Source organism: Paraburkholderia terrae (assembly GCF_002902925.1).
GTDB classification, from domain to species: Bacteria; Pseudomonadota; Gammaproteobacteria; order Burkholderiales; family Burkholderiaceae; genus Paraburkholderia; species Paraburkholderia terrae.
Genome location: NZ_CP026114.1, coordinates 502,064 through 523,560 on the forward strand (window position 1 = coordinate 502,064; position 21,497 = coordinate 523,560).

Genomic DNA, 21,497 nt, shown 5'->3' on the forward strand with positions numbered 1-21,497 from the left:
GAATGGAAACCATCGTTTTTGAATTCCCGGCGGGACAATCCGCGCAACGGCGTGCAGTGGCCGGCGTGGTCGCATCGGGCGACCTCGAAGTCCTGCTCGAAGGCAACGCGGCGCACCGTACCGTCGTGAACATCACGACTTCCGTCGACGGCAAGGCCCGTGTCTGGGAGGCGGTGCTGGAACGCATCTTCGGCGACGGCTCGCTGCCCGCCGCGAAGCTCGAAATCAACGATTCCGGTGCGACACCTGGTGTCGTGCAAATGCGCATCGGCCAGGTGCTGGAACAATTGCAATCAACGGGCGGAGCATAACGATCATGGATACACAGGAACTGCTCGAGCGTCAGAGCTTCATCGAGCTCGACGCGCGCAGCCGGGCAAAGCGACTGCTCGATGCAGGGAGCTTCAATGAACTGCTCGATCCGTTCGAGCGCGTGCGTTCACCCTGGCTCGCGCGGCAAGGGATCGTCACGCAAGCTGACGACGGCGCCGTGGTCGCCAAAGGACTGATCGACGGCCAGCCCGCTGTCGTGCTCGCCATCGACGGTGGCTACCAGGGCGGCAGCATGGGCGAGGTGTCGGCGGCGAAGATCGCCGGCAGCCTCGAACTTGCCGCCGACGACAACCGCAACGGCATCCCGACGCGCGCGGTGATCCTGTTCGAGACGGGTGGCGTGCGCCTGCAGGAGGCGAATCTCGGGCTCGCCGCGATCGCGGAGATTCACGCTGCGATCGTCGACTTGCGCCGCTATCAGCCGGTGATCGGCATCACCGCCGGTCCGATCGGCTGCTACGGCGGCATGTCGATCTCGGCAGGGCTGTGCAGCTATCTGATCGGCACGCGCGAAGCGCGGCTCGGCCTCAACGGGCCGGCCGTCATCGAACAGGAGGCCGGCCTCGCCGAGTTTGACTCCCGCGACCGGCCGATGATCTGGAGCTTCACCGGCTGCGAGCAGCGTCATCGCACCGGTCTCATCGACGTGTACGCAGCCGACGATACCGATGCGATCCGAGCGGCCGTCATCGAGCTGTTTCGCGCGGGACGTCCGGTGCTGTGCCGCAGCGAACGGGTCACCGGCTTTCTGCAACGGCTTTCCGAGATTGATCCGGGCGTGCAGGCCACACCGGAACGAGTGGCCGCAATCTACGGCAAGGGGTTTCAGCAATGAGCACACAGCAGCTTTCCGCGCGGGGCGCCGTCTGGCTCGACGCGCTCACCTACAGCGCACCTTTGCAGCACGGCTTTCCGTCCTCGATACGGGTGGTCGATGCGCGGCTCGGCGAGCATCCGGCCCGCTATATCGCGGTGGTGCCTACTCCCGACAATCCGTTCCCGCGCGTACGCGGCGGCGAGGTCGGGCTGATCGAGGGATGGGAACTCGCGCGCGCGGTGCGCGAGGTGATCGACGCCGATGCGGCGCGCGAAGAGAAGCGCCCGATCGTTGCGATCATCGATGTCCCGAGCCAGGCGTATGGACGGCGCGAAGAAGCCTACGGGATCCACCAGGCGCTGGCAGGCGCCGCCGATGCATACGCAAGTGCGCGTCTGGCCGGTCATCCTGTGATCGGACTGATCGTCGGGCGCGCGGTGTCGGGCGCGTTTCTCGCGCATGGCTACCAGGCGAACCGCTTGATCGCGCTCGCCGATCCGCAGGTGATGGTGCATGCGATGGGCAAGGAATCGGCCGCGCGCATTACGCTGCGCACGGTGGCCGATCTCGAAGCGTTTGCCGCGAAGGTACCGCCGATGGCCTACGACATCGACAACTACGCGTCGCTCGGGCTGCTGTGGAAGCTCCTTCACGTGAGCAACGCGGATGCACCCAGTGGCGCCGACCAGACGACGATCGAAAAGACGCTGCACGACGCGCTCAACGACATTCGAGCCGACCCGTCGCATGGCCTCGCCGGGCGGCTCGCAAGCCCGCACCGCGCGGCATCCGCGACCGTGCGGCAAAAGTTGCGCGAGCAATGGCGTTGAACCCGCCATGACCTCTGCCCCGATGCGGCATCAGATGCCGCGCCGGGACACGCTCATCAGCCGGTACCGACCCATCAGTGGTCCATAAAGCAAACATCGCAATCAACTTGCATGGGACCAGAGTAAGACGCTAAAGCGTCAACTCTGGTCGACAGGAGACAGCACATGATCATCTACGGAACCGCACTACTCGCGTTCTGCCATCTGGCCGGACTTTTTCTCGGCGACCTGCTCGGGGTCGCGATCGGCGTCAAAACGAATGTCGGCGGCGTTGGCATCGCGATGCTGCTGCTGATCTTCTTGCGCCTCTATCTGCACGGGAAAGGGTTGCTGCCGAAGGAAACAGAAGCGGGCGTCGGCTTCTGGGGCGCGTTGTATATCCCCGTGGTCGTCGCGATGGCCGCGAACCAGAACGTCGTGGCAGCGATCAAGGGAGGTCCCGTCGCGCTGCTTTCGGCACTTGGTGCGGCAGCCGTTTGCGCGTGCTGCATCGCCGTTCTTTCCCGTACCGGTCGCGACAGCACCTCGTTCGTGAACGCTCCCCACCTCGAAGATATCTGAATCAGGAGTCCATCATGTTGCACATGCTCGAAAAAGAACTGGTTCAGAACGGCCTCGTGACTTCGTTCGCGCTGGTGGGTCTCATTATGTGGGTGTCGTCTTTGATCTCGCGCAAACTGACATTCGGACGCGTGCACGGCTCGGCCATCGCGATCGTGATCGGCCTGGTGCTCGCGTGGTTAGGCGGCGTCTTCACGGGCGGACAGAAAGGTCTCGCGGATTTGCCGCTCTTTACCGGTGTCGGCCTGATGGGCGGTGCCATGCTGCGCGATTTCGCAATCGTCGCCACCGCGTTCGAAGTGCAGGCCAATGAGGCGCGCAAGGCCGGGCTCATCGGCGCGGTGTCGCTGCTGCTCGGCACGCTGTTGCCGTTCATCGTCGGCGCGAGCATCGCGCATGCTTTCGGCTACACCGACGCGGTCAGCATGACGACCATCGGTGCGGGCGCCGTCACTTACATCGTCGGGCCGGTGACAGGCGCGGCAATCGGCGCCAGTTCCGACGTGATTGCGCTGAGCATCGCCACCGGCCTGATCAAGGCGATCATCGTCATGATTGGCACGCCGATCGCGGCTAACTTCATGGGGCTGAGGACGCCCCGCTCCGCGATGATCTTCGGCGGCCTTGCGGGCACTGTAAGCGGCGTCAGCGCGGGGCTTGCCGCCACCGATCGGCGGCTCGTGCCTTATGGCGCGTTGATCGCGACGTTTCATACGGGCGTCGGCTGTCTGCTCGGACCGTCGGTGCTGTTCTTTGCGACGAGAGCACTGGTGAACGGGTGAGCGCAGCTTCCAGGAGAATCGGCATGCGCACCGCTCGAGCCACTGACGCAACGTTGCGCCCGCACGATCTGCTGTGGATCGGTGACCCGCATGACGTTCGATCGACTTCGCCGGTGCCTGCATGGGCCACGCGCAAATGGCTGACTCTTGCCCCGGTGGTGGTGCGTCGCGAAACGGTTATCGATGATGGGTTGGTGCCCGTCGGCTTGCGCGGACATGAACGCAGCCAGCGCTTCGCCGCCTGTGTGCCGCGCGAGCGCATCCAGCGCCATGTCACACCGGAATCGCTTGCGCAAGCACGGGCCTGGCGCCGTCATGCCGGCTTTGCGAAACTGCCGTGCGTGAGTGCGCTGAACCGCGTTGCGCCTGAACTCGATCGCTTGCAACTGGCGTGGGGCATCACCGGCAGCGTCGGCTTCGCGTTGGCAAGCGGCATCAGCACACTGCGACCGGACAGCGACCTCGATCTGCTGCTGCGCGCCGCGAAGCCGTTGTCTCGCGACGATGCGCGCTCGATTCTTTCTGTTTTTCAGGCTGCTGGCGCACGCGTCGACATGCAGGTCGATACCGGCGACGCCGGCTTTGCGCTCGCCGAATGGGCAGGGCTCACAGACCGCGTGCTGTTGAAGACGGGGCAGGGGCCAATGCTTGTCGCCAACCCGTGGGCTGCTCACGCCCCGTCTCTATCGCAACCGTCATGAGCATCCTGTTCACCTTCCCCGGCCAGGGCTCGCAAAAAAGCGACATGCTCGATGCGCTGCCGGATCACGTCGAAACGTCCCGCGCGCTCGAAGAGGCCAGCGATACGCTCGGCTATGATGTCCGCTCGCTCGATGACGTCGCTTCGCTGCGCTCGACTATCGCCGTTCAGCTATGCCTTTTGATCGCGGGTGTCGCGCAGGCGCGTGTGTTTAGTGCGTACGGCTGCGAACCGGACATCGTCGCAGGCCTGTCGATCGGCGCCTATCCGGCCGCAGTGACGGCTGGTGCACTGCGCTACGCGGATGCCGTCAGGCTCGTAGCACTGCGCGGCCAGTTGATGGAACGCGCTTACCCGAGCGGCTATGGAATGACGGCGATCGTCGGCCTCAGGCAGCGCCCACTCGAAACGTTGATCGCACAGATCAACCGCGCGGCCACGCCAGTCTTTCTCGCGAACCTCAATGCCGAGACACAGATGGTGGTTGCCGGCAGCGACGCCGCAATGCATGAACTCGCTACGCTTGCACAGGAACACGGCGCGCAACGCTGCGAGCGGCTCGACGTCGCCGTGCCATCCCATTGCGCGTTGCTCGACGAGCCAGCGGCCGCACTCGCCGAAGCATTTGCGCAGGTCACCCTGCATGCGCCTCGTGCGGTGTATCTGAGCAGCAGCGCGGCGCGGCCGCTGTTCGACGGCCCACGCATCTCGGCCGATCTTGCCGGCAACATGGCGCAGCGGGTGCGTTGGTTCGACACGATGCGGCTCGCGTGGGAGCGCGGCGCCCGCCTCGTAATCGAGATGCCGTGCGGCAACGTATTGACCCGCATGACCCGCGCAACCTTCAATGAAGGCATCGCGGCCAGCAGCAGCGAGACCGCATTGCCAGACCTTTGTACGTTGATCGAGCGCGAACGCTCGCACGCATGACGGCCGAACGCCGACTGACCTTCAGTCGGCGTTGCGGGTTCGCAGACGGCAGACCGCCATCAGCGCAAGCAGGTTCGGATCGCGTTCACGCGCACGCAGATAGCTGACACCAATGGTCTGACGCATCAGGTATTGTGGCTTGAGCGGAATGAATTGCACCTTGTCGCCGAACACGCCGCGCACGCGGCCCGGCAGCAGCGTATAGCCGACGCCGCCGCTCACCAGATTCATCAGCGAGAAGATATCGCCGACCTTCATCGTCACGTTCGGCGTGAAGTCCGCCACACGAAACGCGTCCCGAAAGCCGTGATAAGTGACGAAACCCTCGCCAAGCGACACGAATGTCTCGTCGCGACAATCCCTCAGGTCGACCGCTTGCTGATTCGCAAAGCGCGAGTTTGCGGGTGCCGCGAAAAAGATGTCGTCTTCGAAGAGCGGCAACGAATCGACTTCAGGCTCGCCCTCGGCCACTGCCATTAGCGCCGCATCGACTGCTCCCTGCTTCAGCTTGTCGAGCAGCTCGGCATTCGACCCGAGCACGAGTTCGACCTGAAGGGTTGGCCGACGCACCTTCAGGTCGATGATGATGCCCGGCACGGTCTTGATCGTCAGCGAGTACAGCGAGCCGATCTTCAGACGGTCTGACGAATAGCCCGCGGCCTCACGCGTCGCGCGAATGCCGTCGGACATCAGTGTGAGCACTTCTTCTGCCACGTCGGCGAGCATCTGTGCGGCTTCCGTCGACTTCAGATTGCGGCCCTCGTGCCGGAACAGCGCACAGCGCACGCCTTGTTCGAGCGAGTGCAACGCCCGGTGCACGCTGACCGTGCTGACGTCCAGGACCTCGGCCGCCTTTGACAGGTTGCCCGTCTCCATGAACGCGAGCAGGACTTCCAGCTTGCGAAAGGTGATCTCATCGTCGATTCGGTCGCGCATCTCGGGCTTTGGATGTGTCGGAATTGAGCGTTATCGTTTCGCGCTAACGGGTGTCAATAGCGTTACCCCGCATCCTTCGGCGCTCAGACGGCGATGGTTCGCTCATTCTGCTTTGCCGGGGAGAGGCGGGGATTGCCATGGTGACTCGTTGATCGTGTGCGAACGCGAGGGTACAGATGCCATCCCTCAGTATACGTCGACGCTAGAACGCCTCGCCCAGCTGCTCCAGAATCGCGGGATTTTCGAGAGTCGAGACATCCTGGGTGATTGTTTCGCCTTTAGCCAGCGAGCGTAGCAGTCGCCGCATGATCTTGCCCGATCGGGTCTTCGGCAAGTTGTCTCCGAACCGGATGTCTTTTGGCTTGGCAATCGGTCCGATCTGCTCGCCTACCCATTTTCGGAGGTCGCCAGCGAGTTGCCGCGCTTCGCCGCCCAACGGACACTCGCGCTTGAGCACCACGAAGGCGCAGATGGCCTCCCCGGTCACTTCATCGGCACGTCCCACTACGGCGGCCTCGGCCACCAGAGGGTGGGCGACCAACGCCGATTCGATCTCCATCGTACCCATCCGGTGTCCGGAAACGTTGAGCACGTCGTCGATGCGACCCGTGATCGTGAAGTAGCCGTTGTCCTTGTCGCGGATCGCTCCGTCACCAGCGAGATAGAGGTTACCTCCAAGTTCCGCGGGAAAGTAACTCTGCCGGAATCGCTCAGGATCGCCCCAGATCGTGCGAATCATCGACGGCCATGGGCGCCGGATCGCAAGGATTCCGCCACTCCCATCCGGCAATGCCTGCCCGCTTTCATCGACCACCGAGGCCATGATGCCCGGCAACGGAAGTGTGCACGAGCCCGGCACGAGTGGCGTCGCACCGGGCAACGGTGCGATCATATGGCCGCCGGTTTCGGTCTGCCAGAAGGTGTCGACAATCGGACAGCGATCGCCGCCGATGTGATGGTGATACCACTGCCACGTATCTGGGTTGATTGGCTCGCCCACGGTGCCAAGCAGACGCAAACTCGTCAGGTCATAGCGGCTGGGGTGCACCTGTGCATTCGCGTCGGCTGCCTTGATCAACGAGCGGATCGCCGTCGGCGCGGTGTAGAAAATGCTGACCTTGTGGCGCTCGATCATTTCCCAGAAGCGGCCCGCGTTGGGATACGTCGGCACACCTTCGAACATGACCTGCGTTGCGCCCGCCGCGAGCGGCCCGTATGCAATATACGTGTGCCCCGTGATCCAGCCAATATCTGCGGTACACCAGAACACGTCCTCCGGCTTGATGTCGAATGTCCATTGCATCGTGAGCATCGCCCAGAGCAGGTAGCCGGCGGTGCTGTGTTGTACGCCTTTAGGACGGCCGGTGGAACCGGACGTGTACAACACAAAGAGGGGATGCTCGGCGTCCACCGGTTCGGCTTCGCATGTCTCGGGCTGGCTCGCCGAAATCTCGTGCATCCAGCGATCGCGATTTTCAATCCATTCGATCCTGTTGCCCGTCCGCCGGTAAACCACTACGTGACGCACGGACTCGCAGCCTCCCATCGTGAGCGCCTCGTCCGCGATGGACTTGAGCGGAAGCACCTTCCCCGCCCTCATCTGTTCGTCCGCCGTGATCAGCAAAACCGCGCCGAGATCGGCGATACGCTCCTGCAGTGCCTTCGCCGAAAAACCTCCGAAGACCACCGAATGGATCGCTCCAATGCGAGCGCAAGCCTGCATGGCCACTACGCCTTCGATCGACATCGGCAGATAGATGACGACACGGTCGCCCCTGGAGACACCAAGGCTCTTCAGCGCGTTTGCGAACCGGCAGACTTTGGCATGTAGTTCACGGTAGGTGACGCGCGTTATAGCGCCATCATCTGCTTCGAACAGGATCGCTGCCTTGTCGCCGTTTCCGGTTTGCAGATTTCGGTCGAGACAGTTGTACGACGCGTTGAGTTGACCATCACCAAACCATCGATATAACGGCGCGTTGCTCTCGTCGAGAACCTGCATAAAAGGCCTGGACCACAAAAGATTATCCCGAGCGAGGCGAGCCCAGAATCCTTCGTAGTCGTTTTCTGCTTCTGCGCACAGCACATTGTAGGCTTCCATACCTGCGATCGTCGCCCGCTTCGAGAACGCGTCCGGCACCTCAAAAACCGGGGCTTCGCGTTTCATTGATTCGATGTCGTGCATGGTGTCTCCGTCTAGTGGGCTTGATGCGTGCATTTCCCGTCGACTCGACCGGCCTGACGTGGAGCCCGGCGCTCCGATTCTGCGCGGGTGGTGACGCTGCGTTTTTTGTAAGGTAACCCGCGCGCATCGTGCGGATCAATTAACCTGAATGACAGTTGGTTAGCCTGGGTGAAATGCCGGGCATCGTGTTGGCCTGCGTGGCAGACGCCAGGAGCATCCATTCTGATCGCCGCATTGCGTACGCGTTCGGGAACTGCCATGGTGCCGCAAACGATAGTTCGTCTGACGTGTCGATCATTGCGTGAAGTCCAAGGCACATCGCGCGGAGAGCGTCTGTGTGTGGTGATCCCGCAGCAGCGAACTGGAGCAGGATCTCTCGCACCGTAAGTCGGTTTCAATGGCATTCCGCATGCCATGCACCATCCACGCCTTCAGCCATCCAAGGCTTCGGCGAGGCATTCCGCGGGGATTACGGGCCATGATCAGTCAGCGCAGTGCGATCGAGCCAGCGATGGACACATGAAGACGGACGGAACGCTCGTCAGGAACCGGCTTAAAGGTACGCTCGGCAACGCGATGCTGTACGGCGCAGGCCACGACTTACGGATAATCCTCAGGTAGCTGCGGCTTTTTTCGTGCCCTTCTTCTCGTGTTGTCCGTTCCTGACGATCGGACCATGCATGTTGCCTGATCTGAAAATGGGAGTCGACGAATACATGTCAGGTCGCTCTTGAATTTCACCAACTGGGGTTTCCCATCCGGGCAACAGGCGCACCAACCGCCCGGCGGTAATGTCGGCGCTGACCGAGAAGTCCGTTAGCACAGCGAAACCGCCTCCCGCTAGAGTTGCTGCCCGGCGGGCGGGTGCCGTATTAGCTGCGATTATTCCTTGGCAACGAACACGTTTCTTCATCCCGTGAGCGTGACAAGCTCAAATGACAGTGGACGCGACGAGGCCGATGACGCGAAAAACGGCAACTTCACAAGATCGTCGGGCTTGCGTACTGCACCATGCTCAGCAACAAATTGCGGCGACGCAACTGCCCAACGCACACATAACTTCCGACTCCAGTTGAGCGGTGACTGGAATCCGCCAGCCTCCCGAGTCGTATCGCGACATCGACGTTCTCGCTTATCAAGTCCACATAGCGGTCGTCCGTAGCGTTCGAGACTACCTACAGTTGCTGCGGTTTGGTATTACCCGTCGACATCAACGTGAACAAACGGGACCCGGCGAACGGAGACCCGACCGCGCCGGCGTCGGCGGGTTCCCGACCGTTTAACCAAACGTCTCTTGATTTACTTCGAATGCTCCAATACAAAGTCCGTCGTTTCTTCAACAAGTGCATCGACCGTCGTGGCACTTCGCTCAACATCAAATCCGTGATCCACGGGCCTCGTCCAGAGGGTGTGTGGTCCTGTGTGATAGCGCAGGAGCGCTTCCGCCGAGGTAGGTTGCGGATACACGATCGAATCCTTCGTGCCGACCGCCAGCAGCAGAGGTCCACGATAATTTTCGATTTCTGCGGCGGGAACGGTAGTGTAGAGACTCTTGAAGAACGCCGCCTTCAACTTGACGGTTTTTCCACCCTCTTTCATGGTCACTGCAATCGCCTGGTCGCCGCTACCCAATGCGGTTTTCATGACGTCCTCGCCATAGATGGACGTAAATGCAGCCGGCAGATTGATGCCGGGATTCCACAGAACGACTGACCTGAGCGAATGCGTCGTCCGGCCGGCTACCGCGGTCGCCACTGCACCGCCGAGACTCATGCCCACAACGGAGATCCGCTGGCTGTCGATATCACGCCGCGACGACAGAAAGTCCAGCGCTGCCAATGCGTCTTTGACTTCACTGTCTACGGTCATGTCTTCAAATTTGCCGTCGCTTTCGCCGCTACCACGAAAATCAATACGCAGACTCGCGACGCCCTTTTTGGATAGCGCTTTCGCACATCGCCCAAACAATCCGTCCTTGACTACGGGCGACGACCACTCGTTGCGAGTGCCGGTAAACCCGTGCAGCATCAAGAGGACCGGGGGCGTTTGCACATTCTCGGGAAGTTCGAGCGTCCCGGTTATCTTCTGCCCATCGACCGTGAAAGTAACCACCTTCTCGGCGGCATGTCCCAAAGCGGCGGCGCTCAGGCCTGCGACACACAACGAGCACATCAGGGCTCTTCTCAATGCATACATAGGTATTCCTCCATATGGCGGTTTTCTAATGGAACATCTTTGTGCAACAAGCGAACAGGAAAGTTGCTGCCTGAACGGCCGCACTATTCGCGCACAGTTAAGCGAAATTGGCTTCAGCGAACGGCCAATTGATCAGGTTGTCGAGCAGGGCATCGACGTAGATTTGGCGCGCGTTGCGATAATCGATTTAATAGGCGTGTTCCCATACGTCGATCGTTATGAGCGGACGCAAGCCACTGGAAATCGACGTGGCGGCGTTGCTGGTCGAGACAATGTCCAGTGAGCCGTCAGCCCCTTTGACAAGCCAGGTCCAACCGGAACCGAAATTCGAAACCGTCGCGCTTGCAAATGTATGCCTGAATGCCGTCAGCGTGTTCCACCGACCCTTGATCGCATCCGCTAGAACACCGCCCGGCTCCCCACCACCCTGCGGCGAGAGACTACTCCAGAACAACCTATGGTTCCAAACCTGCGCCGCGCTGTTGAAAGCGCCCCCTGATGATGTCCCGACTATCTCCTCCACCGAGCGATATTCGAATTCGGTTCCAAGGATCAATTTATTCAGATTAGAGACATAGGACTGGTGATACTTGCTGTAGTGGTAATCGAGCGTCTCCTCTGACATGTAAGGGGTCAACGCATCTTTCGCATAAGGGAGCGAAGGAAGTTTGTGTTCCATCGGTATACAATTTTCTGCAGGAAGGGCTATTCGGCTTCTGGGTTAGCGGGAACGACTCAATCATATCCATACCAACTTTGCTGACGATAGGCGCTCCCTCCCCGTCTGTAAAACGACGATTGATGATGGGTAACTTCACTGCCAGTGAATCGTCTTCGGTCACGCCTGTCCGTTTCGCCTTTCCCCGGGTCTCTCATGACAACATCGTCGGCTCGCACTTCGATCGGAATCACGCGTACTTCATCAAAAGCGATCGTCCGCATCACGAATCGTTATCTGATGCTTAAAAATCACCGGCATCTCGCTTCGGAACGGCAGGCTTGCCTCACATCCTGATGCGGTTCTTTACCGTTCGAGATGCGCGTGAGGCACGGAAGTCTGTCTTTGTCGCAACAGGCCTGATGGGTTTATATGCCGGTGATGTATCTGGCCAAGGCACTCAGTGGATATATCTTCTTCGGCTTCCTGTCAGCCGTCGCCCTTGCGACGATTCTCGCGGTTGTCGCAGAGCTGACGATGGCCGACACGTCCACCGTTTCGCACGACCTTTACGTTGCGGTCCTCAAAAAAAATCGCGCCAGCCAATCCGCCAACGCCGTGTATTGAAGATTGCGGCGGCATGCTCACGCAAAACTCTGTTCACGCGGCGGGGTAACCATGTCGGGTACCATATGGAGTCGTGGCGCGCAGCTATCGACCACCGAAAGACTCGTGCAGCGCCTGAGCAAGGTCTTCCCGCAAGTCATCCGCACTTTCGAGGCCAATGGAAAAACGCACCAGGTGACCCGCATAACGACCGGCCCCGCTGCGAATGCTCGGAAGATCGTATGGCATCACAAGGCTCATCGGGCCGCCCCAGGACAATCCGATTCCGAACAACTCGAGCCTGTCGCAAAAGGCATCGACTTGCGATGATGTGTACGCATCGTCGACAAGCACAGAAAAGAGCCCCGCCGCAAGGGTGCAGTGCGTCGCCCAATGCTCGTGACCCGGACTTCCTTCCAGCGCCGGGTGGAGAACGCCGCGGATGGCGGTTTGTCCGGCGAGCCATGAGGCAAGGTCACGAGCGGCTGCATCGTGCACGTGATATCGCGCCTGCATCGTCGGAAGACCGCGCAGCACGAGTTCGACGTCATTGGCGCCCACGCCCATGCCCAGATCCAGATAGGCGATCCGAAGCCGTTCATGCAAAGCATCATCGTTGGTGGTCACCGATCCCATCAGTACGTCGGCGCCGCCCGACGGATATTTCGTCAGCGCATGGATACTGATGTCAACGCCAAGCTCGAAAGGCTTGAACGCGATGCCCGCTCCCCACGTATTGTCGATCGCAACGACTGCACCTTTGTCTTTCGCGACAGCGATCAGCCTGCGGAGGTCGGGGAACTCCATGGTGATGGAGCCTGGCGCTTCGACCCAAACGAGCTTCGTCCTTGGCGTCAGCTTGCGCTCCAGGTCGGCCGGATCCATCGGGTCGTAACACTGGTGCGTAATACCCAGCGGGGGCAGTGTCGTGCGTGCATGCCGCAAAGCCGGCCCATACACGTTCGACGGAAGCAGCAATTCGTCGCCAACCGAGAGGAGGCCAAGGTTGACGAGCGCGATCGCGGCCTGTCCACTCGGCCCCAGCAGGCAGTGACGGGCGCCTTCCAGCGCGCACAGGCGCTGTTCAAGCATGTATGTCGTCGGCGTTCCGTAAAGGCCGTAGCTGTACCCGTCACGCAAGCCGAAGGCCTTCACCCTCTCGCGCACCGTGGCTGCATTGGGAAACAGTACTGTCGAGCCCTTGAACACGCCCGGTGGAACCGCCTTGTAGCCTGCAGGCGGAACGTAATCGTCATGAATGAGCTTGGTGCTGATATCTTTTGACATAAACGTACTCGCAGTCATGAAAAAACGGGAACCAACTTCCTTGCCCGCCACGGTCGAACACGCCGTATGTACGCGAGACGGCGAGCGCGATTCGCGCGAGATTGACGTCGCACTCTACGCTCTCGACCGCAGTCCACCAACGTGAAAAGAATCGCTGGCCAGTGCAAATTTGCACAGCGACAATATTCAAAGGTACTTCTCTGTAAAGACTCATGAACTTAAATCGGCTGAGTTGGGATGACTTGCGGGTTTTTCTGGCCGTGGCGCGAGCCGGCAGCTTTTCCAACGCAGGGCGTAGCCTTGGCATGGACCACGCCACGGTCGGGCGCCGTGTTTCTGCGCTCGAGTTCGCGGTGGAAACGCCGCTTTTTGAGCGGGATCGTCACGGTTGCCGCGTCAATGCACAAGGGCGCACCATACTGGCTCACGTCGAAGCGATCGAAGCGAACCTGCTCGCGCTCACCGACACGCTGCAAAACGGGACCCCTGCTCCCGCCGGGCCCGTGCGGGTCGCGACGATGGAAGGAATTGCGTCGCTTTACCTGAGCGAGCAGTTCGCCCGTTTCAAGAGAGCACAGCCGGGCATCACGATCGAACTCGTGACATCGTCGCACGACGTGCGAATTTCGCAGCGCGAAGCCGATATCTTTCTGAGTTTCTTCGAGCCGCACGGCCTCAATCTCGACGTGTCGCGGGTCGGACGTTTTCCTTTGCATCTCTATGCGAGCGAGGACTATCTCGGGCGGTATGGCACACCGCTTACGGTCGATGCGTTGCGCAATCACGTGTTCGTCGGTTACATCGATGATCTGATCCAGCTGGACGCAGTGCGGTGGCTCGATGAAGCGATCGCCGAGCCGGCAATCGCTTTCTATTCGAGCAGCATGCTCGCGCAAATGTTCGCGGCGGTCGCGGGTGCCGGGATCGTCATGTTGCCAGCATTCGCACACGCTGAACGCTTCGGTCTCGCCCCTGTGCTACCTCAACTCATCAAAGTACACCGGGACATATGGGTGAGCACACATCAATATCTGAGCCGGGTACCGCGTATCAAAACCGTGCTCGCCTTTCTGAAGGACACTTTTGCGACAGAGTTTCCGGCTTAGGCGATGCCGCGAATGCATGTCAGCGGTTGACATCGACCACCAGCCGCCCGCGAACCTTACCGGCGAGCAGATCAGCCGCCGCGGGAATCGCCTCAGCCAGCCCAATGTCGTGCGTTATCGCGTCCAGCCTGGCGAGATCAAGATCGCGACACAAACGTTGCCATGCCAGGACGCGTTCGTTCGACGGTCGCGTCACACTGTTAGTGCCCAACAAGCCAGCACTGCGTAGGATGAACCGTGCGACCGTCGCAGGCAGATCGATCCCCTGAGCCAGCCCGCATGCCGCGACCGCGCCGTTAGCGCACAGACCCGCGCAGACATTGGCGAGAGAGTATGGCTGCCCACCGAATCGATGCCTGCTGCCCAGCATTTCTTTGCAGCGGCTTGCCCGGCTCCGAAAGTGTGCTGCGGTCGATAATTTCCTCGGCGCCCAACTCGCGCAAATACTTGATCTCCTCGGTCCGTCCGGTCGACGCGACAACGCGGTACCCCGCCTAGCCAACAGCGCAATTGCGCATCCGCCGACCCCGCCACTTGCCCCGGTGACCAACGTCGAATTGGGCGCGGCACTCAGCGTCGCGTCGACCGCCGAGCCCACCTTCAGCATCAAACCCTTCCCCTGCAGGATCTCATTGACCGTCGCCAGCATGCTGGCCGACAACTCATGAGCCTCAAGCAGGTGCCGGAACCGCAGGATCGCACTCTCGTCGGGCAGCCGTGTCATGCCGGCGTCCAGCAGCGCGAACTCCCGATACAGCGGAATGTCGTGCAGCGCCTCCTCCATCGCCGGGTCCTTTTGCAGACCTTCCCTGACAGTGTGACTTGGACGTTGTTCTTGCTTTGTCGGGTATCGGGTTGCTCGTCCGCGGATCATAAAGACGCGCCCTTCCCTGGCTGCATCAAGAAGGGCGGCACCGGCCTCTACGCATCGTTAAGCGGCCGCCGCGCGGCATCAACGCTGGCCGCCATCACGTCAGTTCCTTGGTAATGAACTGCGCGCGCCCTCTGCCGAAAGACCAGTCAGCGTCGTCGTTCTCGACAATCGAAACGATCACGTCGTCCGGCGATATGCCGCACTTCGTTCGCAGGTTCTCGACGAGCAAGCGGTAGAACTCCGTTTTCTGCGCTTCGGTGCGCTTCCGGCTCACCGCCGTCAGCAATACAACGTCTTTCGAACGCGTGTAGCCGAGCCCCGTATCTTCGATGACCAATTCCCCCGGGCGATGCTGCGTAACACATTGGTATCGGTCGGAAACTGGTACATCGAAGGCCTGCACCATTGCCTCGTGCGTTGCGTCAAGAAGGGTTCGCACCTGTTCGTCGGTGCGGCCTTGAATGATGTCGAATTTCAGCATCGGCATGGGAATTTCTCCTTGGAAAGACAGCTTCACGGCAGCACACCAGCATGGGAACATGCCTCGGTGTGCCGTGTTTCGATTGCGACTCGCTCAGTTACGCCAATAGTTGTTCGCCGCGGCAAACGTGGCAAATTCGATCGCGACGACGTTGCCGATCTGAATCAGCATGTTCGGATCGTTCGCATAGACGTCTCGCAATCTTTCGCGGATAGCTTCGTCCGGCTGGGTCGCCTTGACAACCACCCGGGCCATCTTGATTGCGAGGTGCCGCCCCTCTTCCGCGGTGGCCGTAATCAGTGAATGGTTTGGTACGGGTGTGATATCCATATTGCCGTCGCCTTACGGTTAGATGTACGAAGTAACCTGGAGCCTTGATGCTGTTTCAGTGTCTATTGTTGACGGCGGGCAAACGAGATCGGGTACGCTCCGGAACGCGCATTGAACATCGGATCCTCGACTTCGGTACCGGGCGGCAGCGCATTCGGCAAAAACATCAATTGGCGCTCGGCCGCGAGGCCGTCGTCCGCGGCCTTCGTGATCGAGATCGTGCCGAGCTCCACCGTGCGATGGTCGCTGGACCACACCTCCGACGGGTCGTCCAGCTTGTCGCCAGATTGAGCGATCTGCAACATCAGTCGGAACCGGACCGGTGCCCGCGAAACGCGTACCCGGATTTCCGACTGAAGATAGTCTGGCGCCGCCTTCGCCGCTTTTGCATCTGACAGGTAATGCGCACCGTCCACCGGGAGGATCTGATAGCGCCCGTGGGTCACGACGCCTTTCGAGTCGATAAACCGGAACGTGTTCACGCCGAAGTACGGCAGCGTCGCGTAGCTGACCGGGAACGGCTTGCGCGCGGTGAGGAACGCTTTTGCCACCGGATGACTCCCAAGATAGGTGTCCTCGCCCTTTTCGCTACACTTCGACACCGGCTCGATGACGCTCAGCTTGAGGAAATCCTCACCCCCTCGCACGCGAAAGCAGTCAGCCTTCGTCGCGCGACTTTGATGCCAATCTCGCCAACGCCATGGCACTCGTCGATGCCTTGGGCGCGCAAACGGAAGTCGTGACGGACGGCGATGCCATCGTCGTGCGAAATTTCAGTTGCCCGGTAGCAAGCGCGGTACGCGAAACGCGATGCGTCTGCCGGGCCATCGCGGCGTACATTTCTGAAGCCACTGGCAGGCCTGTCAGCGAACACTGCCTGCGAGAAGGCCGACTGATCTGCCAATACCGAATCATGAGCGGTTGACTCCATCACTTCGGCGCGGCGCAACGGAAGCCAACGCATCCCGCGTTGATTGCCGCATTGTCGAAGAATGATCGAGGCAAACTTGCAAGCAGCGGTATCTCACCTAATCAAAGCGACGTCGCCACTTGATGAAGCTCGGCGACCACCATCGTGAATGTCAGCTTTGTCGCGTCGTTATTCGCGTAGCAATGAGGTGCATCTGTCTTCGCCGCTGCCGAGGAACCGGCAGTGACGACAAGCTCCGCATCCCCTACCTTCATCGTGAGTCGCCCATGATCCACATGAAATAGCTCGAACGTTCCCTGCGGGTGTCCGGGCGACTCAAACCGCTCTCCAGGCTGCATTTCCCAGCGCCACAATTCGATCATGTTCGGCCCGCTCGTGCCTGCAAGCAGACGCGCCGACCCGCCCTTGGGACCGGTCCACAAAGTCGGGATGTCCGTGTCCGCGATCAGACGCATCGATGGTTCGCTAGCCACGTCGACGATGTCCGCCACCGACACACCCAACGCCGCCGAAATCCTGCACAGAATCGCAATGCTTGGGTTGGCTGCGCATTTCTCGATCTCGACCAACATGCCTTTGCTCACGCCAGCGCGCCGGGAAAGCTCATCGAGCGAGAGCATGCGATCCTTTCGGTACCCTTTGATCCGGGCGGCAACCGCTGCGCTGACAGTTTCAACGTCCGCCCCTGCGGCGGTCAATATATTGACTTTTTTGGTCATTGGCAGGCATTATAGAACAAAATTGTCACCGGTGCAGTTTCCAATGTTCAGAGTTCTTCCGTCAATCGATGCGGCCATTGCGAGCCTGGCACCCGGGTTTCGCGCGCTCAGTATCAGTGTTGAGCCAACTCGGATCGTCAACTCCAGTGTCGGCGCCAACGCTCTCGCGCAGGCTTGCCAATCATTGACCGCCAACGACTCAGGATGGAAGGAAACTCATCTGTCAGCCTGGGCGGAGGTGTTCAGGCGGTTCGGAGCCAAGCCGCAACGGACGCCCTGTTCGGCTGATGCCTTGCGAAAAAGAGCGATGCGCGACGGCAGCGTTCCAAGCGTCAACCCGGTAGTCGACCTGTACAACGCGGTCAGCATTGAATACGCCGTTCCCGTCGGCGGCGAAAACTTTGCCGCCTACATTGGAATGCCGAGGCTTGTGATTGCCAACGGAACGGAGCACTTCGACACCGTGAAGGACGGTGTGCCCGTCCACCAAACGGTCGATGCAGGAGAAGTCGTTTGGCGTGACGATCACGATGTCACATGCCGGCGATGGAACTGGCGTCAAGGCACCAGAACCAGGCTGGATTCCGATGCAAAACGGATGTGGTTCATTCTTGAAAGCTTGCCGGCGATGCCATTGGAAGCGCTGCACGAAGCAGGCGCTCGATTGACAGACGGACTCAACCTTATGATGCCAGACGCAATGATCCATTCGGAATTGATTGGCTTCGGCCCGGACTAGCGGAAACCGGAGCATGCGCTCGGCTCCTGCTTGCCGCTCGAAGCCGCGCAGGTCGTCGTACTCGCCTAGACGGCGTGCCGCTCTTCACTGGGTGCCACGAGGCACAGCAACAGAAAGATGGTCGCCCCCGAGATTTGCCAGGAATCGCGTGTGCTTCTCGCGTCCCGCACGGCAATCCTGCGATTGTCGCTGCCAATGAAAGGCAATACCTCGCGAAACGTTGCCATACCCATGAACGTTCGCGCGAGAAGATCGATTCATTCTCTCTTTGCGCCTCCATCCACAGACTGAGCCGACATGTACCTGCCCTCACACTTCGCCGAGTTCCGAACCCAAGTTCTGCATGAACACATTATCAGACGCTCGCTTGGCACCCTGTTCACACACGGTAGCGACGGACTCGATGCAAACCATATCCCGTTTGACCTGGCAGCTAACAAAGGGCTACTCGGCGTACTAAGCGCGCATATCTCGCGCGCCAATCCTCTTTGGCATAACGTCGCGAATGGCGACGAAGTTCTCGTCGTCTTCCAGGCGGGAGACGCCTATATCTCGCCGAACTGGTACCCGACAAAGCAGGAATCGCACCGGCAAGTGCCGACGTGGAATTACATTGTGGTTCACGCGTACGGACGCATCCGCTTCCATGATGACGAAAAATTTGTAAGGAGTGTGGTCGCCAGACTTACTCGCGCACATGAAGCGTCGCAGCCAGTCCCCTGGAAGATCAGCGACGCCCCGGCGGACTACATCGACGAATTGCTTCAACGTCTGATAGGACTCGAGATCGAGATCACTCGCCTCGTCGGCAAACGCAAGCTCGGGCAAGACGAAGTGGGACGAGACGCGCAAGGCGCTGGCAATGCGCTCGTGGAGTTGGGAAAGCATGAAATCGGCGAGGCAATGCTCGCGCACATTAAAGCAAGATCGGAGTAGCACTGGCGACCTGCCACCGCGCGCATGTCGACCCCCGAGAAATTGAAGCCATCGCGTGTTGCAAAAATGCACGCCACCGTGCGCATTCGCCTGTTTTCGAGGTTCCATCGGCAATGTACTCTCGATGATGTGCGAGTCGATGACCCGCTTCGGTAACTAGCGCACAAGACGGGGACTGTGGAGGATGGCGATGGTCGAGACAAAACTGACGGAGTCCGGAGAGGTGACGCTCACTCGCGTGGGATACGCGTTGCGGTATCCGGAGCGTGGAGTCGCCGACCTTGCGTCCTACGTTACCGACGACGACACGCTGTTTATCGTTACGCATATGGCACTCGCAAGCATTCGACCTGAGACATGGCGCCTTCACATAGGTGGCCTGGTGGCACGCGAAAGAACGCTCACGCTAGCGGACATTCTGAAATTGCCGCAACATGAAATTGTCTCCGTGCATGAGTGCGCCGGCAGTCCGCTCACGCCGAAGGAACCCAAACGGCGCGTCGGCAATGTTGTGTGGCGCGGCGCGCGCCTGCGCGACGTCCTGGACAGTTGCGGTCTTCTTCCTGAGGCGGCGTTCGTCTGGACTCACGGTCTCGAATGGGGCGAGTTCGCCGGCCTGAAAGACGAACCATTCGTGAAAGATCTCCCGCTGGCAAAGGCGCTTACACCGGAGGCCCTGCTGGCGGTGTCGATGAACGGAAAGCCACTCACGTCGGACAGGGGCGGCCCGGTGCGGCTCGTCGTTCCAGGTTGGTATGGAACGAACTCCGTGAAGTGGGTCGGGCGGATATCGGTGTCGAGCACTCGCGCGCCCGGACCGTATACAACCCGGTTCTACAACGACATCACCGCGACGGGAACGAAACCGGTCTGGGAAATTGCGCCCGAGTGCGTGATTGTTTCGCCAGGCGCTGGCGCCATGGTGCGAGCCAACCGTGAGCTTCGCATCACAGGATGGGCGTGGGCGGAAGCGGGTGTTGCGCGCGTCGAGGTTAGCTTCGATGGTCGACAGAACTGGCTTGCGGCGAGCGTTGACGCTCGCGAGGGATTCGGGTGGCAATCGTTCTCGATTCCCGTGTCGCTTGGACCGGGAAAACACACGCTATCTTGCCGCTGTTTCGATGCAAAGGGCCGAGGGCAACCCGAAGCGCATGCACGCAACGCCATTCACTCCATCGAACTTGCGATAACGGAATAACGTGAAGCCTCCCGAAATGGGGCTCGCACGCTCGGGTCAGTCCGGATCAGGCGCCGGCCGGCTTCGATACTCACAACGTACGACGGCGAAGCCCCGTTTATTACGCATTCCTACTCTTATTCCAGGTCCCGGTACACATCGTCTCCGGTCCACAGACGCAAGTTTTCCATCGAGTCACTATCGAGCACAACATGACCCTTCCGACCGTAAAAGTCGCAGCCGCACACGCCGCCTCCGTCTACATGAATGCGCCTGCCACGGTGCAAAAAGCGGTATCCATAATCGAGGAAGCAAGCAGAAACGGCGCCGAACTGATTTCGTTTCCGGAATCCTTCATCCCCGGGTTTCCGGTATGGGCAGCACTGTGGGCGCCAATTTATAATCACGAGTGGTTCAAGCGCATGGCAGCGAACAGCGTCCGCGTCGACGGCCCGGAAATCGCGCAGATCCGCGCGGCGGCAAAGCGCTGCGGCGTTTTCGTGTCGATGGGCTTCAGTGAATCCACCGACGTCAGCGTGGGCTGCATGTGGAACTCGGTCGTCCTGATCGCCGATGATGGCGAAATTATCAATCATCATCGCAAGCTCGTTCCGACGTTCTACGAGAAGATGGTCTGGGCACCCGGCGACGGTTTCGGACTGAAGGTCAGCAACACCCGAATCGGCAACATCGGCGCGCTCATTTGTGGGGAGAACACAAATCCACTCGCCCGGTACTCTCTCGCAGCGCAGGGCGAGCAGATTCATATTTCTGCATGGCCTGCTATCTGGCCGACACGCCCGCCCGGCTCCGGCACAAACTTCGACAACCTCGCGGCAAACCGGATCCGCGCAGGCGGTCACTCGTTCGAGGCGAAAGCCTTCGGGATCCTGAACGCGGGCTTTATGGACGACACGATGCTCGATGCTCTCCATTCTAACGGCGACAAGCAGGCACGCGAGGTGCTCGAGACCACGCCCCGGGCAGCGACACAGTTCCTGGACCCAACAGGCGCCGTAATTGGCGACACACTCCAAATCGAGGAAGGCATTGCTTACGCGACCTTCGAGCTTGAACAGTGCGTCGAGCCGAAACAATTCCATGACATCGTCGGCTACTACAACCGGTTTGATGTCTTCGACCTCGTGATCGACCGTCGACGACTGAGCCCCGCCACATTCAGGGACAAGCGAGCCATGGAACGCACTGTACCGCCAATTGCCGAAATATCCGCTTTCGATGGGACCGGAGATCGGGCGGAGCCTTAATCAGTTCGCCACACTGCTCCGTTCGAGAAGGGGCAAGCTCATGCGGGAGCGTTAAAAACCTTGGGGTTTTCAGCGCAGGGCGCCTAGGATTCCGCCAATCAAGGCCGCCGGAGTT

Annotated in this window: 22 protein-coding genes and 4 pseudogenes; 15 read left to right on the forward strand and 11 right to left on the reverse strand. The window is 60.2% G+C overall.

Annotated features, from left to right (window positions below):
- Positions 1–2 precede the first annotated feature (2 nt).
- From C2L65_RS44095 to mdcH, 7 genes are all read left to right on the forward strand, one after another.
- On the forward strand, positions 3–311 hold the full coding sequence (locus tag C2L65_RS44095; RefSeq protein ID WP_042315737.1) for a malonate decarboxylase subunit delta: 309 nt from the start codon (positions 3–5) through the stop codon (positions 309–311).
- Positions 312–316: 5 nt separating this feature from the next.
- Positions 317–1,168: a biotin-independent malonate decarboxylase subunit beta gene (locus tag C2L65_RS44100; protein WP_042315736.1), complete on the forward strand. Its 852-nt coding sequence runs from the start codon at positions 317–319 to the stop codon at positions 1,166–1,168.
- Positions 1,165–1,980 carry a biotin-independent malonate decarboxylase subunit gamma gene (gene mdcE, locus C2L65_RS44105; RefSeq protein ID WP_042315735.1) on the forward strand — a complete coding sequence of 272 codons (816 nt, stop codon included), beginning with the start codon at positions 1,165–1,167 and terminating at the stop codon, positions 1,978–1,980. Before C2L65_RS44100 ends, mdcE begins: the two co-directional genes overlap by 4 nt.
- A gap of 165 nt (positions 1,981–2,145) precedes the next feature.
- On the forward strand, positions 2,146–2,541 hold the full coding sequence (gene madL / locus C2L65_RS44110) for a malonate transporter subunit MadL (RefSeq protein ID WP_042315734.1): 396 nt from the start codon (positions 2,146–2,148) through the stop codon (positions 2,539–2,541).
- Between the two features lie 14 nt (positions 2,542–2,555).
- Entirely contained in the window at positions 2,556–3,323 is a 768-nt protein-coding gene (gene madM, locus C2L65_RS44115) for a malonate transporter subunit MadM (protein WP_042315733.1), read from the forward strand.
- A gap of 23 nt (positions 3,324–3,346) precedes the next feature.
- Positions 3,347–4,024, forward strand: coding sequence for a malonate decarboxylase holo-ACP synthase (locus C2L65_RS44120; RefSeq protein WP_042315732.1), 678 nt, complete (start codon positions 3,347–3,349; stop codon positions 4,022–4,024).
- Positions 4,021–4,953, forward strand: a complete 933-nt coding sequence (mdcH, locus tag C2L65_RS44125; RefSeq protein ID WP_042315731.1) for a malonate decarboxylase subunit epsilon — start codon at positions 4,021–4,023, stop codon at positions 4,951–4,953. Before C2L65_RS44120 ends, mdcH begins: the two co-directional genes overlap by 4 nt.
- 21 nt (positions 4,954–4,974) lie before the next feature.
- Here the strand turns inward: mdcH and C2L65_RS44130 are convergent, their stop codons facing one another.
- Positions 4,975–5,889 carry a LysR family transcriptional regulator gene (locus C2L65_RS44130; protein ID WP_007737111.1) on the reverse strand — a complete coding sequence of 305 codons (915 nt, stop codon included), beginning with the start codon at positions 5,887–5,889 and terminating at the stop codon, positions 4,975–4,977.
- A gap of 202 nt (positions 5,890–6,091) precedes the next feature.
- Positions 6,092–8,074, reverse strand: coding sequence for an acetate--CoA ligase (gene acs, locus C2L65_RS44135; RefSeq protein WP_042315727.1), 1,983 nt, complete (start codon positions 8,072–8,074; stop codon positions 6,092–6,094).
- A gap of 436 nt (positions 8,075–8,510) precedes the next feature.
- Between acs and C2L65_RS44140 the strand changes: the two are divergent.
- Positions 8,511–8,695 (forward strand): annotated as a pseudogene (locus tag C2L65_RS44140) (IS5/IS1182 family transposase); the annotation flags it as partial.
- On the opposite strand, the gene C2L65_RS47415 reads toward C2L65_RS44140, so the two are convergent.
- The 3 genes and pseudogenes from C2L65_RS47415 to C2L65_RS44155 form a co-directional block, all read right to left on the reverse strand.
- Positions 8,688–8,987 (reverse strand): type 2 periplasmic-binding domain-containing protein, encoded by a 300-nt coding sequence (locus C2L65_RS47415; protein ID WP_081921502.1) that lies wholly within the window; start codon positions 8,985–8,987, stop codon positions 8,688–8,690. The pseudogene C2L65_RS44140 and the gene C2L65_RS47415 overlap by 8 nt on opposite strands.
- Before the next feature lie 386 nt (positions 8,988–9,373).
- Positions 9,374–10,270, reverse strand: coding sequence for an alpha/beta hydrolase family protein (locus C2L65_RS44150; RefSeq protein ID WP_081921500.1), 897 nt, complete (start codon positions 10,268–10,270; stop codon positions 9,374–9,376).
- Between the two features lie 97 nt (positions 10,271–10,367).
- A pseudogene (locus tag C2L65_RS44155) lies at positions 10,368–10,949 on the reverse strand (Fe-Mn family superoxide dismutase).
- A 305-nt stretch (positions 10,950–11,254) separates the two neighbouring features.
- Between C2L65_RS44155 and C2L65_RS44160 the strand changes: the two are divergent.
- Positions 11,255–11,537: pseudogene (locus tag C2L65_RS44160) on the forward strand (sodium:solute symporter family transporter); the annotation flags it as partial.
- 102 nt (positions 11,538–11,639) lie between these two features.
- Here the strand turns inward: C2L65_RS44160 and C2L65_RS44165 are convergent.
- Complete coding sequence (locus tag C2L65_RS44165; protein ID WP_174485112.1) at positions 11,640–12,821, reverse strand: PLP-dependent transferase; 1,182 nt, start codon at positions 12,819–12,821, stop codon at positions 11,640–11,642.
- Between the two features lie 212 nt (positions 12,822–13,033).
- On the opposite strand from C2L65_RS44165, the gene C2L65_RS44170 reads away from it, so the two are divergent.
- Complete coding sequence (locus C2L65_RS44170; RefSeq protein ID WP_042315725.1) at positions 13,034–13,927, forward strand: LysR family transcriptional regulator; 894 nt, start codon at positions 13,034–13,036, stop codon at positions 13,925–13,927.
- A 550-nt stretch (positions 13,928–14,477) separates the two neighbouring features.
- On the opposite strand, the pseudogene C2L65_RS44180 reads toward C2L65_RS44170, so the two are convergent.
- From C2L65_RS44180 to C2L65_RS44195, 4 genes and pseudogenes are all read right to left on the reverse strand, one after another.
- Positions 14,478–14,720: pseudogene (locus C2L65_RS44180) on the reverse strand (IS5/IS1182 family transposase); the annotation flags it as partial.
- 175 nt (positions 14,721–14,895) lie between these two features.
- Entirely contained in the window at positions 14,896–15,288 is a 393-nt protein-coding gene (locus tag C2L65_RS44185; RefSeq protein ID WP_042315723.1) for a tautomerase family protein, read from the reverse strand.
- A gap of 87 nt (positions 15,289–15,375) precedes the next feature.
- Entirely contained in the window at positions 15,376–15,612 is a 237-nt protein-coding gene (locus tag C2L65_RS44190) for a hexameric tyrosine-coordinated heme protein (protein WP_042315722.1), read from the reverse strand.
- Positions 15,613–15,674: 62 nt separating this feature from the next.
- Complete coding sequence (locus tag C2L65_RS44195; RefSeq protein WP_233446741.1) at positions 15,675–16,163, reverse strand: catalase; 489 nt, start codon at positions 16,161–16,163, stop codon at positions 15,675–15,677.
- A 149-nt stretch (positions 16,164–16,312) separates the two neighbouring features.
- Between C2L65_RS44195 and C2L65_RS46035 the strand changes: the two genes are divergently transcribed.
- Positions 16,313–16,537, forward strand: a complete 225-nt coding sequence (locus C2L65_RS46035; protein ID WP_156132415.1) for a helix-turn-helix domain-containing protein — start codon at positions 16,313–16,315, stop codon at positions 16,535–16,537.
- Between the two features lie 107 nt (positions 16,538–16,644).
- On the opposite strand, the gene C2L65_RS44200 is transcribed toward C2L65_RS46035, so the two are convergent.
- Positions 16,645–17,262: a helix-turn-helix domain-containing protein gene (locus tag C2L65_RS44200; RefSeq protein ID WP_042315719.1), complete on the reverse strand. Its 618-nt coding sequence runs from the start codon at positions 17,260–17,262 to the stop codon at positions 16,645–16,647.
- A 43-nt stretch (positions 17,263–17,305) separates the two neighbouring features.
- Here C2L65_RS44200 and C2L65_RS44205 point away from each other — a divergent pair, with 43 nt between their 5' ends.
- From C2L65_RS44205 to C2L65_RS44220, 4 genes are all read left to right on the forward strand, one after another.
- A complete protein-coding gene (locus tag C2L65_RS44205; RefSeq protein WP_042315717.1) occupies positions 17,306–18,001 on the forward strand; it encodes a B3/B4 domain-containing protein in 696 nt (231 codons plus the stop codon).
- A 297-nt stretch (positions 18,002–18,298) separates the two neighbouring features.
- Positions 18,299–18,937 carry an FMN-binding negative transcriptional regulator gene (locus tag C2L65_RS44210; RefSeq protein ID WP_042315715.1) on the forward strand — a complete coding sequence of 213 codons (639 nt, stop codon included), beginning with the start codon at positions 18,299–18,301 and terminating at the stop codon, positions 18,935–18,937.
- A gap of 190 nt (positions 18,938–19,127) precedes the next feature.
- Positions 19,128–20,135 carry a molybdopterin-dependent oxidoreductase gene (locus C2L65_RS44215; protein WP_081921504.1) on the forward strand — a complete coding sequence of 336 codons (1,008 nt, stop codon included), beginning with the start codon at positions 19,128–19,130 and terminating at the stop codon, positions 20,133–20,135.
- Positions 20,136–20,326: 191 nt separating this feature from the next.
- Positions 20,327–21,382, forward strand: a complete 1,056-nt coding sequence (locus tag C2L65_RS44220) for a carbon-nitrogen hydrolase family protein (RefSeq protein WP_042315714.1) — start codon at positions 20,327–20,329, stop codon at positions 21,380–21,382.
- Positions 21,383–21,497: the final 115 nt, after the last annotated feature.